This window comes from Bacillus sp. KNSH39, from assembly GCF_052656585.1.
This window is the reverse complement of record NZ_JBQXYO010000001.1, coordinates 67853-83091: the sequence shown is the minus strand read 5'-3', so window position 1 is coordinate 83091 and position 15239 is coordinate 67853. Positions and strand designations below refer to the sequence as shown.

16 protein-coding genes are annotated in these 15239 nt (G+C 33.5%); 2 read left to right on the top strand and 14 right to left on the bottom strand.

Annotated elements, in window-relative coordinates; all coding sequences use genetic code 11:
• Positions 1-236: 236 nt before the first annotated feature.
• Genes ACUL40_RS00395 through ACUL40_RS00365 form a run of 7 tightly spaced genes read right to left on the bottom strand, consistent with a single transcriptional unit; the run spans position 237 to position 5449 of the window.
• Positions 237-509 carry a hypothetical protein gene (locus ACUL40_RS00395; protein ID WP_001058084.1) on the bottom strand — a complete coding sequence of 91 codons (273 nt, stop codon included), beginning with the start codon at positions 507-509 and terminating at the stop codon, positions 237-239.
• On the bottom strand, positions 499-867 hold the full coding sequence (locus tag ACUL40_RS00390) for a flagellar export chaperone FliS (protein ID WP_001149504.1): 369 nt from the start codon (positions 865-867) through the stop codon (positions 499-501). The genes ACUL40_RS00395 and ACUL40_RS00390 overlap by 11 nt, the downstream gene beginning before the upstream one ends.
• A gap of 22 nt (positions 868-889) precedes the next feature.
• Positions 890-2266, bottom strand: coding sequence for a flagellar hook-associated protein 2 (locus ACUL40_RS00385; RefSeq protein ID WP_000929220.1), 1377 nt, complete (start codon positions 2264-2266; stop codon positions 890-892).
• 19 nt (positions 2267-2285) lie between these two features.
• Positions 2286-3149 (bottom strand): flagellar hook-associated protein 3, encoded by an 864-nt coding sequence (locus tag ACUL40_RS00380; protein WP_001266409.1) that lies wholly within the window; start codon positions 3147-3149, stop codon positions 2286-2288.
• 51 nt (positions 3150-3200) lie between these two features.
• On the bottom strand, positions 3201-4499 hold the full coding sequence (gene flgK / locus ACUL40_RS00375; protein ID WP_001239697.1) for a flagellar hook-associated protein FlgK: 1299 nt from the start codon (positions 4497-4499) through the stop codon (positions 3201-3203).
• Positions 4500-4516: 17 nt separating this feature from the next.
• Positions 4517-4969, bottom strand: a complete 453-nt coding sequence (locus ACUL40_RS00370; RefSeq protein WP_000275879.1) for a hypothetical protein — start codon at positions 4967-4969, stop codon at positions 4517-4519.
• A 15-nt stretch (positions 4970-4984) separates the two neighbouring features.
• Positions 4985-5449, bottom strand: coding sequence for a YaaR family protein (locus ACUL40_RS00365; protein ID WP_000946323.1), 465 nt, complete (start codon positions 5447-5449; stop codon positions 4985-4987).
• Between the two features lie 143 nt (positions 5450-5592).
• On the opposite strand from ACUL40_RS00365, the gene ACUL40_RS00360 reads away from it, so the two are divergent.
• Positions 5593-6090: a flagellar motor switch protein FliG gene (locus ACUL40_RS00360; protein ID WP_001020110.1), complete on the top strand. Its 498-nt coding sequence runs from the start codon at positions 5593-5595 to the stop codon at positions 6088-6090.
• A gap of 39 nt (positions 6091-6129) precedes the next feature.
• The gene (gene cheR, locus ACUL40_RS00355) at positions 6130-6912 is read left to right on the top strand and encodes a protein-glutamate O-methyltransferase CheR (RefSeq protein ID WP_000582879.1); all 783 of its coding nucleotides are present in this window, start codon (positions 6130-6132) and stop codon (positions 6910-6912) included.
• Positions 6913-6943: 31 nt separating this feature from the next.
• Here the strand turns inward: cheR and ACUL40_RS00350 are convergent, their stop codons facing one another.
• From ACUL40_RS00350 to ACUL40_RS00320, 7 genes are all read right to left on the bottom strand, one after another.
• Positions 6944-7660 carry a hypothetical protein gene (locus ACUL40_RS00350; RefSeq protein WP_000403950.1) on the bottom strand — a complete coding sequence of 239 codons (717 nt, stop codon included), beginning with the start codon at positions 7658-7660 and terminating at the stop codon, positions 6944-6946.
• Between the two features lie 27 nt (positions 7661-7687).
• A complete protein-coding gene (locus ACUL40_RS00345; RefSeq protein WP_100650693.1) occupies positions 7688-9073 on the bottom strand; it encodes a transglycosylase in 1386 nt (461 codons plus the stop codon).
• A gap of 29 nt (positions 9074-9102) precedes the next feature.
• Complete coding sequence (locus tag ACUL40_RS00340; RefSeq protein WP_001115001.1) at positions 9103-10743, bottom strand: flagellar motor switch protein; 1641 nt, start codon at positions 10741-10743, stop codon at positions 9103-9105.
• A gap of 169 nt (positions 10744-10912) precedes the next feature.
• The gene (locus tag ACUL40_RS00335) at positions 10913-12931 is read right to left on the bottom strand and encodes a chemotaxis protein CheA (RefSeq protein WP_063219997.1); all 2019 of its coding nucleotides are present in this window, start codon (positions 12929-12931) and stop codon (positions 10913-10915) included.
• A gap of 129 nt (positions 12932-13060) precedes the next feature.
• A complete protein-coding gene (locus ACUL40_RS00330) occupies positions 13061-13429 on the bottom strand; it encodes a response regulator (protein ID WP_000940565.1) in 369 nt (122 codons plus the stop codon).
• A gap of 150 nt (positions 13430-13579) precedes the next feature.
• Complete coding sequence (locus tag ACUL40_RS00325) at positions 13580-14257, bottom strand: OmpA family protein (RefSeq protein ID WP_000033625.1); 678 nt, start codon at positions 14255-14257, stop codon at positions 13580-13582.
• Between the two features lie 19 nt (positions 14258-14276).
• Entirely contained in the window at positions 14277-15110 is an 834-nt protein-coding gene (locus ACUL40_RS00320; RefSeq protein WP_000504191.1) for a flagellar motor protein MotP, read from the bottom strand.
• Positions 15111-15239: the final 129 nt, after the last annotated feature.

Sequence of the window (15239 nt, the reverse complement as noted above, 5' to 3'; positions counted from 1 at the left end):
TTGTCTTTAGAAAAATACAAAAATATAAAAAAGAATGCAAAAAAACTGTATACACATAGTAATCTATAGAACATTTCAATATATAAACTACAAACTAAAGTCCATTTTTCTATTATTTAGATTACTATTATTGTTTCATCACAGTCATAAAATGAAACCTCAATCAGCGGAGTTCTTTATGTAAACGAAGGAATAGACCCCCTTTTAAAAGGGGAATCTGTTTCCAGACATTATTATTAATATTTACCGTAAAATGAATTAGCCTTCATTCGCCCATCATTTGCCATTATCATTTCTTCCAAAATCTTTTGCTTATCTCGAATGTGCTGTGCTGCCTTAATAATGAATGGGCTTACTTCTGCTGCAACTTGTGCACGTCTTTCTTCATCTAGTGTCATCATCCAGCGATTTAACATCTCACTCTTCTCAGCAAACTCTTCATCTGACACTTGTAATTCACCGATTTCATTAAAACAACTGACAAACGTTCGATAAATATCATTGTTCATTTTCAAGCGCTCCACGGTATCCATCTATTAAATCTTGTAACACTTGCACAATGGCATCAATGTCTTTTACTTCACGCGTGACTTTCATCGTTTGAATTTGAATGCTAATCCAATCATATAAACCAAATAAACTATCGTATAAATCTTTCGTAATATCAGGATTTAACTGGAGCTTCAACTCTTCAAATATACGTTCTAACTTTTCAAGAAGTTCATCACCATCTTGAAGTTTGAATGTATTTAAAAGTTCTTCCAATTTACGAAACTCAATGATGCATCTTTCATAAATAAATATTGTATTTTTAATTGGATTACTGGTCATAATATCATTTTGCATATAACGTTGCCATGCTTGCATACAATCACTTCCTCAGCTTTCATTAGTCATCACTTTTTGTTTTTGTCATTGCTTGAATTGTCTTCAACTGACTATCAAGCAATGCTAACTGACTTTCTAATTTTGCATATTTATCAATAATTGTTTTTTGTTTTTCCTTATTAACTGTATCAATATCTTGAATTTTTCTCTCTAAATCAGTTACTTGCTTTTCAATACTTTTAGAACGTTTCCCAATAATTCCTTCATCTCCAAATATCCCATCTAACTTTTTCTCTGTATCATGACCTAAACCATTTAAACCAAAGAAAAATTGTTTCGTAGATTCCGGATTCTCTTTAAAAGCTGTTTTTAATTTTTCTTCATCAAGAGTCATATTGCCTTTTTTATCAATTTGAATTCCAAAAGAAAATAAATACTTATCATCTTGGGAAAATTTAAAAATACCTGTCATTGCATTATTGATAGCAAATGACACATTACTCCCTTGCATTACTCCATTTTCTCCAGCAAATAAATCCAAACTTTTAACAGCCTTATTATACTCGTCTTTCATTTTTTTTATTAAATCTATTGAATTTTTTATATCAGAATCTTCAATAGTTAATTTTATTGGCTCTGTAGTTTCTTTTTCTAAATTAATGGTTAATCCTGGAATTGTATCAATCTTATTTGTTTTACTAGTTCCTTTTATTCCGTTTATTGTATACTCAGCATTTATTGCTCCTGTCACTTGATGTGCAACAACATTCGTTCCATCCGGATTTTTCGCAGAAGTAACTAACCCTATATTTTGTAAAAAACCATTGGCGCCATCCGTTAATTTCAGCTCTCCAGCTTCTCCTGCAGTAGTCGATGTGAAAAATAGTTGATCCCCTAATGTGTATACTGATGCACCATAATTCCCATTATTTATCTTATTGACAAGATCTTTATACGTCATATCTTTTGAGATTTTAACTTCTTTTCCATTTATCTGAAATACATCATCTACTCCCAGTTTTAAATCTAAACTAAACTTTTGCTCCATACCTTCAGGAGTTTTTGAAGGAGTAAGTGGAGCTGTAGTTATTTGATGTCTTTCAGCTACCCGTTCTACTGTAATCGTGTATGTTCCAGGAATTGCAGCAGCGTCTGCTTGTGCTTTCATAAAACCATCTTTGGATAAAGTTGTTTTCTTTTCATCACCTTTAAATGCGTATAAATCTTTGAACACTTGTACAAGATTTCCAAATTCTTTTTTCATGCTTGCATACACGTTTTTTTCATTTGTTAATGTTTGTTTTTGTGTAGTATAAGGTGATTTTTTCATTTCCAATGCTTGTAACTCTAAATCTACTAACTTCTTTGTATCTATTATGTTATTTCCTAAATTCCATATTTGTTGTCTGCCACCATAATCAGATATTGTTCCTGCCATATTTTTCACTCCTTATCATTTACATGTAATCTAAAATACTCGTTTTACTCATCGTACTAACAGCTTTTAATGTCGCTTCGTACGTTGCGTTTATATAAGCTAAATCAGAAATTGCGACCGCTAAATCAACATCCTCAATTTCTTTACGGTTTTCTTGAAGTGCTACATTTTGCTCGCTTAAAATTGTTTTAAACGTCTCCATTGTGTTCATTGTTGAACCAACTTCAGTTGTACGGTTAATGATGCCATCTAAGTTTTGCTTATTTCCTTCTAATAACGGTTTTAGTGCTTTTTGGTCACCGTTTTGCATCGCTTCACTCATCTGTTTTAACGTTTTTATAACAGGGGATAATAATGCTTCACCGTTACGGAACGCTTTGAATTCATAACCGTCATTTAGTTTCCAGTTCACATCATTTTTTCCACCCTGGTACGTACCATCTTCTGTAAATGGCAGATTTTCTGCACTATCACCACCGAAAATATAACGACCTTGTTCTTTTGTATTCGCTAAATAGACGACCTGTTTTAAAATTTGATCAATCTCTACACCAATAGCCTGCAATTCTTTTTCACTATTTGTACCATTTAACGCTTGTACTGTTAATTGGTCTGCTCTCGTTAAAGATTTCAAAACACCTTGTAAAGTATTTTCAGTTTGTGTTAATACATTTTTCGAATCCGCTATATCTTTCTGCATTTGCTCCATATTTGCCAATGAATGTTGAATTGCAAATGATTTACTTGCTGCAAGTGGATCTTCACTCATAAGAAGGTTTTTCTTCCCTGAGGTTACTTGATTTCGGTGGTATTGCTGTTGCACATTTAAATCCATCAACTGATTCTTTGCCCAGTTTGCATTTTGAAATGTAGATACTCTCATTTCTATCTCCTCCTTAAATATTTCCAATTACCAACTATACATGACTACTCCTTATCTAATAATCGAAAACAAACTATCAAACACTTCATTCATAGTAGTTATAGCTTTAGAATTCGCCACGAAGTATTTTTGGAAGGCCATTAAATTAACCATTTCTTCTTCCATATTTACGCCCTCGATGCTCATCTTTTCTTGCTGGATACCTTCTAATAAATCCTTATGAATATTTTGATATGCATTTACTGAACTTTTATCAGAGGCTACACCAACTAAAAATTGATCTAAGGCTTGCTTATATGTAAGTCCATCCTTATAGCCTTTATCTGTAATAGCCGCAAGGTTGTTGGCAGTTTCAGCCGAAATTTTCATTTTTGAAATATCTTTTATAAAATCAGGATTCAATTCAAGCTTCTTCGCATCTTCTCCTACAAAAAGCTCTTTCTTCATAGTATTATTCACTTGTTTTTTTAACGAATTTACAAACTCATTCAGATTATCTTTATAATTTGTAATCTTTGCTTTCGTATCAATTGCCGATAGAATTGTTCCACCACTTAATGGGATATCTGTTCCAGATATTTGTACAGACATTGGCTTTTTATCCTTCTGTAATTGAAGTGGGTATGTATCTTGACCATTTACAGTTAAAACACCATTCATCCTAACACTTGCAATATTAGGATTTGTAGCTTCATACGATACTTCTATATCTGCATACTTAGACATTTCTGTCATAATACGATCACGTTCATCTAATAGTTGATTTGGTACTTGTGTACCAGCTTGTCCAATTTTCTTGTTCGCTTCTGCTAAACTAGCAGCAAGTCGATTAAATTCATTAACATGCGCTTCAATATCTTCTGTCGTCTGTGCTTCCACTGTATCTAAGTTTTTCGCGAGACGACTTACTTGACTTGTGAACTTCCCCGTTTCAGCAATTAATGTATCGTAGTAATTTGATTGCTCCGGATTTTTTGCAACTTCACGAAAAGCATTGAAAAACCCATCCATTAAACTAGATAATGAATTTTTACCTGTCGTTCCTACCATAGACTCTACTCGCGACAAAGTAGAATTCATATATGCATAGTAAGAGAACTGTGACATTTGATCATTATATTGCTTTGTCTTCACTTCATCTGTAATACGATCAACACCTAACGTTTGTACACCATACCCTATTCTTTGTTCTGGTGCATACCCTTTACTCCCTCCAGCAGATTCGTAATTCACCATTTGACGAACATAACCTGGTGTATGAATATTAGACAAGTTTTGTTTCGTTGTTTGTAACCCCATTTGAGCCGCTAACATGCCCGATAGCGGTGTATTATAATCAGATAATCTCATAAAGCTTCACTTCTCCTTTACAATAGTTCGTTCATAAAGATTTGCGAATTATTGTTTCGCTCTAAATTATATTCAGAAACAGAATCCACAATACTTTCTGTAGTTTTTAATAGTACGTTTAAGTAATATTGATTTTTCAAAAGAATCATTTTTACATTCTCTTCTAATTCAGTTACGTTTTTTTGTAATTCTTTCATTTTTTCAATTTCTTCTTGAGAAAAATACGAAAATAACGCACTTACACGAAACGATTCAACTCCTTGTTCTTTACAGAACTGAACAACCATTTCTTCAAATGAGCTTGATAACCCTTTTAAACCATCAATGTACTGCAATTGCTCTACTTGTAACTTTTGAACTGCATTTACATTTTTATTTTTTAAATTCTCATATATTTGCTCTCCAAGCGCTTGAATATTTTCATACGCTTTTTGTATAATAACAAGCTTTTCATATAATTGTATGTACATATAGCTTCCTTCCTTTTACAAGACTAAATTTACAATTAAGCCATGGATTTCTCCAATTTGATTTAACATTTCTAAATGTCCTGTTTTCGTGTTAATTAAATTCATAACATCTTCTAATTCATTCAATCCCATTTCTGCCTGTTTCACAATCGTCATTTTCTGTGAATATCCGTAACGTGGGTGACGAGACATGACATCTTTATACTGCAATACATTATCAACGTAGAAATTCAAAAATGATTTTACTGTATTTTTGTATTCCATTACATTATCAAGCGTTAATTCCATTTCAATTTTCTCTTTAATTTCTCCAATATTATCGACAAACGCTTCCATTTGTTCTAGTAATTTATCTTTTTTCGGATCTGCATGCAAATTATCCGAAAATGCAAGTCCTGTCCTGACATTTGCTTCTTTCGGCATTTGAGTAGCAGGCGGTATATGCGATAAAATTGGATTATGCGAGATAGAACGTAGCATATATATCACCTATTTATTTTTTTATTTCTTCCTAAACTTAATCGTAAAATCCAGTTATTTATAATTATACTCTGAACAGTAATATTTTGCAGTTATTTTTTATAAAAGATATGTTACAATTTAGCATGAGGTGGCACAATTCTATGAATATTTTCCTTTGTGGTTCAAATCAATTAACAGCATTAGATCAAGAAGAAATTAAAAAATTTTTAACTGACTATGCTCACAAACATAAAATTTACATATTATGTTATAAATCTATTGAAAATGAGGTTCTTCGTTTTTTCGTTGAGAATGAAAGACTCGCTCAAAATTTATGCCTTTACACGCTGCAACCATTGCAAGCAATTACAGATGAATTTCAAGAAGTCGTTGATTACTTAAAAAAACACGGAGCCGAATATGTTGCTTTTGATCATCCTTCTGACTCCATTTACCGATCAGATTATATGTTTTTTGTTAAACAAATTATTGAAGACACTGATTTAGTTCTCTGTTTTTATAATGGGGACAAACATACATCTGTCATCCCTGTCGATGTTGCAAAAGAAGCAGGTATTGATGCTGTCATTTATGATTTACCAGGATTACATGAAAAGCAAATGAAAAAAAGCTTTGAACAAAAAATTCGTATGATGTAAAGGGGGAGGCACAATATCATTATTGTGCCCATTGTAAATATGATAATTGAACAAGATTATGATCATTTTATCGCGAGTTTTAAACAACAATTCAATATGGACATCGCTTCATATAAACAAGATAGAATGCGCCGTAGAATCGATGCTTTCATTTCGAGAAAAGGCTTCGAAAACTACACTAATTTTTTAAACAAATTACGCGCTGATCAAAATTTATTTTTAAATTTTATTGACTATATTACAATTAACGTTTCAGAGTTTTTTAGAAATAAAGAACGATGGCAAACTTTAGAGTCGAAAGCACTACCAAAATTACTCGAACAAAATAGCGGAAAATTAAAGGTATGGAGTGCCGCTTGCGCTGCTGGTGAAGAACCGTATACACTCTCTTTAATTTTATCGAAGCATCTTGCTCCATTTCGTTTTGAAATTCAAGCAACAGATCTTGATTTTCATATTTTAGAAACCGCAAAACGCGGTCAATATACAGAACGTTCTTTAAAGGAATTACCTACTGATTTGAAAGAACGTCATTTCACAAAAGAAAATGATCTATATTCATTGCATCAAAACATTAAACAAAACGTCTCGTTTAAACAACATGACCTTTTAATGCAGTCATTCGATACAAATTATGATTTGATTATTTGTCGCAATGTAATGATATATTTCACAGAAGAAGCAAGAGTAAAACTTTACGAAAAATTTAGTCGTTCTTTACGAAAAGGCGGTGTACTATTTGTTGGTAGTACGGAACAAATTTTAACACCCGAGCGTTACAATCTTCAGCGATTTGATACATTCTTCTACGAAAAAATATAAAAGAGGTCGTCACAATGGAGTGACGACCTTTTTACATAACTCGAATTAAAATAATACCGACAATCCATATAAAGAGAAAAAGAAGCGTCATAGACCATTTATGTTCTTGCATCGTTTGTTTCAATGCCTGTGATAATTGTGTCATGTTCATTTCCGCAAGCGCTCTCCATACACTTACATCCCGATCTTTAGCAATGCGGTCTGTAACACTAATTAAAATTGTTTCGTTAGACAATTTCGTTATATAAGCAGTAATAACCGTTACCATCAAATTTATATTTCCTTCTGAAGAATCACTTTCCACTCTAGAGATAAGTGCACTCACATCTAGTAACGGAATATGTACTTTTCTACCAAATGATAGTTGTACTTCAGCGAAATCATATGTTCCATCTAACAAAGGAAGTTCTTTTATATGCGCCTGCTTAACAAGCCCTTGTAGGCTTCTAATTACTTGTTCAAATATTTTTTCGGTTTGCTTACCTTCTCCAGATAACGTATGTAACTTTTTAAAAAGTTGTAACACTGTATCCATCTCTTTAGAAAGCATTTCCTTCATAATCTTTCCATCACTTAAACTTGCAAGTAAAATGCCTATTTCATTATTTTTCGAAATAATTTTAGACTGTCCAGTAAACACTAAATTGCTACGCTTTCGTTCTTTCTGGATTTCATGCTCCGAAATAGCTGCAGGCTGTTTTAATGGTTGTAACGCCTTATCTTCAATTGTCGTACGTTTAATCTCCATTTAAGCGCCTCCACTACTATGAAATAATTAGCCCCATTCTTTATTACTCTTTAAAACTAAAAACAGTACGAATAAACCTGACATGATAGTAAACACATCAGAAGCTTGCACTCCCTGTTCACCTTTTTCTTCTTTCTTGTCTTTCGGTTCTTCTTTTTGTTCTTTCTTTTTAGAGGCAACTTGTTTGTTATTTTTCTCTTTTTGGTCCTTCGCCTTATGTACTTCCTTGTTGTCTTCGAACGGCTCTTTTATAACGTAAGTAAATTCCTCTTTCTCTTCCAACGGTTCTTTTATAAACTTATTTACTTTCTCATCTCGCTTCGGAATTTGAACAACTGGCAAATTTTCTTCTGGAACCGGGTTTTTGACTTTGGAATCTTCTTGCTTCTCATTTTCTTTCTTATCTTCTAATTCATTTTCTAGTTTATTATCTAATTTATCTTCTTTCTCTTCTATCTTTTTATCATCTTCATTTTTTGGCACCAAAACAGAAATGGTATATTCACTTTCCTCAACAAGTTTATTACCTGCTGCATCTATTATCTCTACAAGTAATTCGTATGGCCCAGCCGGCAATGCTTCTGTTATTTCAAATACTTTTTGCCAATCCATATCATGCTTGTTGTAGTCTAATAAAAACGAAAGCTCTTTATTTTCTTTCCCTTTTAATGTAACGCGCACTTCTTTTACAACCGATTCTATATCTGATGCTTTTACTCGTATATGTATAGAATCTCCCTGTTTTCGTTCAACTAAGTTCTCTTTTACTTCATCAATAGTAACTTTCTGTAACTTTGGCAATTCTTTATCTATAGTTGGCGTTTCATTTTTAATACGAATGAGCGGGACTTTCACTTCATTTTTTATGAGCTCTTCTTTCTCATTCTCTTTGTAACTTTGAACGAGCTGAAGATTCCAATCACCTTGCAAATCAAAATCCCCTGCTTTATAGTTAGCAACCCAGCTCTTCGTTTCTTCATCATACTCAAAAGATAACATTCTTTCTTGCGCATATTGCTCCCCATTTTTTTGTAACTGCAATATCCCTTTCATACTTTGAATGTTTTTCCCATTTGGTTCTACAGCAATTCGCACCTCTTCGCCAACTTTAAGCTCCGGCTTATTTACTGTAATAATTCCCTGTTCTGTTTCTATCTTTCTTTCACTCAATTGTTTATTTACTACTTCTTGTTGTTCTGCTTCTTTTTGTTTCTCCTCTTTTTGTTTCTCTTCATCTTGTTTCGTTTCCACTTGTTCTGACGATTCTTGAGATTCCTTATTTTCTTCTTGTACATTCACTTCATTTATTTTTTGATCTGACTCAATTTGTTCCTCAGCCTGACTTTGCAAGGGGAAGAACAAGCATACATGTATGCTTAGCCAACTCATTAGAAAAAACTTTACGTTTTTCATCTACTAGTTCAAACTCCTATTTCAATGCCTTATAGTGATTTCGTCACTTTTACTCCGAAAAATCCATCTACATTTACAAGTTCACCATACGCCACTAATACATCATTTACATAAATACGAATTGGTTCATCAATATCCTCATCTAGCACAACTGCTTCATTTTCTTGTAAACTTAATATATCTTGAATCGTTTTCACTGTACTTCCAAATACAAATTTCACATTCATTTCTACATTTTGTAGAATGGACGTGTCCATATATACTGGTTCCATTTGTTTTACTTCTTTAAATTCAATAGGTTGCACAACTGGTTCTACAATTTTTTCTTCTTCAATTTCTTCTGTGGCAATCTCTTCTTCTTCCACCATTGGATACAGAAGTCGCCTTACCATTTCTTTCGCTTCAGAAATTGGCAAAATTTGATACATTTTCGATTGAAGCAGATCACCAATTTCAAGATTGAACGTAATTTGAACGAGTTCGTCCACTTCCATTGACTCTCCCAAATACTCCATTTCTTCTTTTAACGTTACAAATTTAACATTTGGCGGCGTCATGTCCATTTTTTCTTGGAACATTTCTGACATCGCCGTAGCAGCATGACCCATCATTTGGTTCATAATTTCTTTAATACCGCTCAGTTCTAATTCAGTAAGCTCTTTTTCCGGATCAACTTCCCCTGTTCCCATCATCATTAAATCTACCATTGTTAAGGCGACATCTTTCGTAAATACGAATACATTCTCATTCTTTAGCCCTTCAACAAAGTCAACATTTAAAATAACAAATGGCACTGGTACTCCATCATAATGACGAACATTGATTGCTTCCACATTTGGTGTACTAATTGTAACTGGCTGATTTAAAAGCGTTGACAATACTGTTGAAGCGGAACCAATTGAAATATTTGCAATTTCACCAAGTACATCTTTCTCTTCTTGTGTTAAATGCTCTTTTTCAACTTGTTCTTCTACAATCTCAGTTTCCACTACTTCTGCTGGTTCGACTGTTTCTTCTACTTCACCAGATAATTGCATTAATTTATTTACCATTTGTTTCGCATGATCAACTGAAACAATTTGTACAAGTTTAGAGTTTACAAGATTATCTATCTTTAAATCAAACGACACTTTAACAATCGTATGATTCCCATCAATTTCAGAGATTTTCTCCATTTCTTCTGATAACTTTACAACTTTAATCGTCGGCGGAGACATATCTACTGTATCTTGGAAGAATTCCGACATAGATGTAGCTGCGAATCCCATCATTTGATTCATCGCTTCTTGTACAGCACTTAGCTCTAATTCACCAAGTTCTTTTCCGTCCTCGATTTCACCTGTTCCCATCATCATTAAATCAGCAATGGACAATGCAACATCTTGCTTAAGGACAAGAAGGTTTTCCATATCTAATCCTTTTGTAAAATGAATGTTTAATACAACATGTGGAACTTCGACATCTCTTGAATCATATAAATCTACCAACTCTATGCGAGGAGCAGTAATGCTTACTTGCCTATTTAAAATTGTTGATAATACAGTCGAAGCTGAACCAAATGATATATTTGCAATTTCGCCAAGAATATCGCATTCTTGAGGCGTTAAATGCTCATTTTCTTTTTCTAGCACAATCGTGCTCGTATCCCCTTTTGTGTGTTGCTCAGGCATTTTCCCTGCCTCCTCATTTCTGTTTTTCTATCAAATAATATAAACTCTTATTTTATTTTAGCAAACTCATTAGTATAAAACGTTACTATGTATCCCATTATTAGATTCGTAGCAATTAGCCAAAAAGCTCCCCAATTGTATACAAGTGGGGAGCTTTCCTTCATTCCTATTATAAACCTTCTGGGTTTAAAATGAGGACCACTCGTCCATCACCGAGAATCGTCGCACCAGAGAAATAGTTAGAACTCTCTGCAAAGAAGTCACCTAATGACTTTAAGACTATTTCTCTTTGACCGATAATTGTGTTTACAATAAGTCCATAGCTGCGATGTGTATTACGAACAATTAACACAGGAACCATTTGACCATCATATGACGCAAACGCCTCATCTACTGTTTTTTCACCAAATACAGTACTTAAATGTTTCACTTCAATAATTTGATTACGATAATTTAACACATCTTTCCCTTGTAAGGATTGGATGTCTTCTCTCTTAATTCGAATTGCTTCAACGATATTTCCAAGAGGTAAAGCATAACGCTTATCATTCGTTTGAACAAGCATAGATTGAATAATAGACAACGTTAATGGAAGTTCAATTCTAAATGTACTTCCCTTTCCTTCCTCAGAATCAATAATTAAATGTCCACCTAAACTATGAATCGTATGTTTTACAACATCTAATCCGACACCGCGTCCAGAAAGATCTGATACAACTTCAGCTGTACTAAATCCTGGTTGGAAAATAAGATCAAACACTTCACGATCTGTTAATCTATTCGCATCTGCTTCAGTTACAACGCCATTTTTAATCGCTTTTTCTAATACTTTCCCTTTATTAATACCGTTTCCATCATCCGTAATTTGAATAACGACATGATTTCCACTATGAAAGGCTTCTAATTTAATCGTACCTGTCTCATTTTTACCTGCATCACGTCGTTTTTCAACAGTTTCAACACCGTGATCGATTGCATTTCGAATTAAATGAACGAGCGGATCACCGATTTCATCAATAACAATTTTATCTACTTCAGTATCTTCACCTGTAATTTGTAAATCGATTTTTTTCCCTAAATCTTTCGCTAACATACGTACCATACGCGGGAAACGATTGAACACAGTTTCAATCGGCACCATACGCATATTTAATAGTACATTTTGAATATCTTTTGAAATATCGCCTAATCGATTTAAATGTTCAATTAGCTCCTTGTTTTGAATCGTTTGAGCTAATTCATCAATGCGCCCACGTTCAATTACACTTTCTTCAAACATATTCATTAATCTTTCGATTTTCTCTAATTGAACACGAATTGAACGATTCTCCACTTTAGCATTTTTCGTTTTTGTAGTACTTTTAGCTGGCATAGCACTTGAAGGTTGATTCGTTGCCTCTATTGGTGATTCTACCTGCGTAGCCACAGCTGGTTGTAGCTTTTCTGCTACTTGCACAACTTCTTGTGTAACGACTTTTTTAGAAGCTACTTCCTTCGATATAGGTTCTCCTTGCTTTACTTCCACTTTCTCAATTTCAGAAACATGAAGTACTACTTGTTTCAATTCTTCTATACTACAATCCGTATCCATAAATACTGTAAATTCAAATCCGAAAGCATCTGCTTCAATTTCTTCAATACTCGGAGCTGTTTTTTGTATATTCCCTACATTTTGCAATGCTTCAATACACATAATGGCACGTACTGCTTTTAAAATCGCTTGCTGTTCAACTGTTATATGCACTTCATGCGAAACTGCATCATCGTTGTCTATATGATTTTGCTCTATATGTTCCGTAGGAGTTTCTACATTGCCGTTCAATAACGCTTCTAATTTCTGTTTAGTTGAGGCTACATCAATATTGCCCATTCCACCTTGTTGCACATCTGCAACCATCTTCTCCAAATTATCAATGCACTCAAAAATCACATCAATAATATCCGCATTTACAACTATATTTCCATGACGAATTTCATCTAACACATTTTCCATCTTATGCGTTAAATCAGCCATCTCCGTAAATTCCATACTCGCAGACATACCTTTGAATGTATGAGCGGAGCGGAATATTTCTCCCACAACATCCATATCAGCAGGATTTTGCTCTAACACTAGCACATTTTCATTTAGCGACTGTAAATGTTCTTCTGACTCTTCGAAAAATATATTTAATAGATCTGTTTGCATTTTTATCCCCTACCTGTCTAACAAACATTTCATTTATGTATAACAATTTAGTGTTTTATAATGAGAAAAAAGGGGGCCACACGTCGATCTGCTATCACTGTTTTGATTCCTTGTGGCACCCCTTCTATATTAACTATTTGCTACTTTTGTTAAAGCTTCAATTACACGATCGGCTTGGAATGGCTTTACAATAAAGTCTTTTGCCCCGCCCTTAATTGCATCTAATACCATACCTTGTTGTCCCATTGCAGAACAAATAACAACCTTTGCACTTGAATCAATTTTAATAATTTCTTTTAATGCTTCAAGCCCGTCCATTTCTGGCATAGTAATATCTAATGTTACAATATCAGGTTGAAGTTCTTTATACTTTTGAATCGCTTCTACCCCATTCTCTGCTTCGCCGATAACTTCAAAGTCAGCATTACTTTTTAATAAGTTTTTAATCATCGTTCGCATAAACATCGCATCGTCTACTACTAAAATTTTATGTGCCATTCTTTTTAATTCTCTCCTTCTATGTATAAATATATCTTAATATTTCACCTTATCATTCTCACTCATTATACAAAATAAAATGATAAAATTTAATATTTTTTTAAAAGAATTTTCGTATTTTTATTATTTTATTATTAAAATAATAATATACTACTCTTTTATATAAATAACAACGCGACGGTTTTTTTCCCAGTTTTGCGGTGAATCATTTGGTACAATTGGCTTTGTGTCTGCATATCCTACCGCAGCTAGCCTTTTATCATCCACATTATACACTTCAATTAAATGGTGAATCATATTTGCCGCTCGTGCTGAAGATAACTCCCAATTAGAAGGGAATTTCTCGTTATGAATGGGTCTACTATCTGTATGTCCCTCTACAACAATTGGGTTAGGTACGGATTGAAAAAATCCAACTAATTGACTTATTATCCCTTTCGCTTCGGGCTTAACGTTCGCATCGCCTGTATCAAATATTAAATTATCTACTATAACGACGCTTACCCCTGTATCCTCTCGATATACATTCACTTGACTAATACCGTTATTATCTACATACGCTTTTAACTTCTTATATAATTCATCCATTCTCTTTTTTGAAATCATTTTTTCATCATTTTTTTCATGTGAAATATCCGGTATTGTATTTTCCATTACTTTTGCATCTACTTGCTCCGTATCACTAAACTTTTCAAGCATCTTTGACAATTTTACTGCATCTTGCTTTGATGTAGCAACTAGTAATACAAAGAAAGTTAATAATAACATCGTTAAATCTGTAAAAGTCGTCATCCAACGAGGCGATCCCTTTTGCGGTCCTTTACTCATCATACCACTCCTTGAAATATTAGGCTGCTCCTTTTACCTTTTTTACCTTTGTTTCGTATACGTATGTATCCAGTTTCAACTTTAATTTAGAAGGGATTTGTCCACGATACAATTCTGAAATTGCTTCTATTACAAACTTCTTCTCTGTATATAAATCTTCAATACCACGATATACTTTTTCCGCAAGAGGGATTGCAATCATATTCGCAAGTACAGACCCATATAATGTCGTTAACATCGCAACTGCCATCCCTGTACCAATTTGCGATGTATCTTGTAAGTTTTGGAGCATAATGATAAGACCAATTAAAGTCCCTATCATGCCCCAAGCTGGAGCAAAATCACCAATTTTATCTAATAATGCTGCTCCTTTTCTTAACTCATACACTTCCGTTTCAATATCTTTCAATAACACTTCTTTTAATTCATCTTCATCGTAACCGCTTAACATTAATCGAATTCCTTTTTGAATAAAAGGATTATCCACTTGCTCTCCATCTACCTCTAAAGAAAGCAAGCCGTGCTTTTTAGACTTTTTCGAAAAATCGACAAACAAATCCGTTAACTGTTCTAAATCTTCTTCTCTTCTATGTAAAACAGTAAAAATGCTTTTCGTATATTTTTTTATTTCTCCAAATCGATATGCCACAACAATTGTCGCTGTTGTTCCCCCTATGACAATTAAAATAGATGAAACATCTAAAAAGTTTTTGAAAGCTTTTATTCCACCGCCGCCAAGCATAATTGCCGCTATCACTATAATGAAACCTACTATAATGCCCACTGGGCTAGAAATATCAAACTTCCTTTTTCTTCTTTGTGGTCTAGCTAATACTTGATTTTTCTCTCCCATATTTCTGCCCTTTCCTTTCCATTTTTATATAACATTTTTTTATTTTAATAATACGTTTTCACATATAACATGTATTATACGCTTATCATCTGTTTATCGCAATATACTCATGAAATTGACACATTTCAT

What these genes read in the sequence shown, in the direction of transcription:
- ACUL40_RS00395 (WP_001058084.1), bottom strand. Translation starts at nt 509, where the DNA reads ATGAACAATGATATTTATCGAACGTTTGTCAGTTGTTTTAATGAAATC.
- ACUL40_RS00390 (WP_001149504.1), bottom strand. Translation starts at nt 867, where the DNA reads ATGCAAGCATGGCAACGTTATATGCAAAATGATATTATGACCAGTAAT.
- ACUL40_RS00385 (WP_000929220.1), bottom strand. Translation starts at nt 2,266, where the DNA reads ATGGCAGGAACAATATCTGATTATGGTGGCAGACAACAAATATGGAAT.
- ACUL40_RS00380 (WP_001266409.1), bottom strand. Translation starts at nt 3,149, where the DNA reads ATGAGAGTATCTACATTTCAAAATGCAAACTGGGCAAAGAATCAGTTG.
- flgK (WP_001239697.1), bottom strand. Translation starts at nt 4,499, where the DNA reads ATGAGATTATCTGATTATAATACACCGCTATCGGGCATGTTAGCGGCT.
- ACUL40_RS00370 (WP_000275879.1), bottom strand. Translation starts at nt 4,969, where the DNA reads ATGTACATACAATTATATGAAAAGCTTGTTATTATACAAAAAGCGTAT.
- ACUL40_RS00365 (WP_000946323.1), bottom strand. Translation starts at nt 5,449, where the DNA reads ATGCTACGTTCTATCTCGCATAATCCAATTTTATCGCATATACCGCCT.
- ACUL40_RS00360 (WP_001020110.1), top strand. Translation starts at nt 5,593, where the DNA reads ATGAATATTTTCCTTTGTGGTTCAAATCAATTAACAGCATTAGATCAA.
- cheR (WP_000582879.1), top strand. Translation starts at nt 6,130, where the DNA reads ATGATAATTGAACAAGATTATGATCATTTTATCGCGAGTTTTAAACAA.
- ACUL40_RS00350 (WP_000403950.1), bottom strand. Translation starts at nt 7,660, where the DNA reads ATGGAGATTAAACGTACGACAATTGAAGATAAGGCGTTACAACCATTA.
- ACUL40_RS00345 (WP_100650693.1), bottom strand. Translation starts at nt 9,073, where the DNA reads ATGAAAAACGTAAAGTTTTTTCTAATGAGTTGGCTAAGCATACATGTA.
- ACUL40_RS00340 (WP_001115001.1), bottom strand. Translation starts at nt 10,743, where the DNA reads ATGCCTGAGCAACACACAAAAGGGGATACGAGCACGATTGTGCTAGAA.
- ACUL40_RS00335 (WP_063219997.1), bottom strand. Translation starts at nt 12,931, where the DNA reads ATGCAAACAGATCTATTAAATATATTTTTCGAAGAGTCAGAAGAACAT.
- ACUL40_RS00330 (WP_000940565.1), bottom strand. Translation starts at nt 13,429, where the DNA reads ATGGCACATAAAATTTTAGTAGTAGACGATGCGATGTTTATGCGAACG.
- ACUL40_RS00325 (WP_000033625.1), bottom strand. Translation starts at nt 14,257, where the DNA reads ATGAGTAAAGGACCGCAAAAGGGATCGCCTCGTTGGATGACGACTTTT.
- ACUL40_RS00320 (WP_000504191.1), bottom strand. Translation starts at nt 15,110, where the DNA reads ATGGGAGAGAAAAATCAAGTATTAGCTAGACCACAAAGAAGAAAAAGG.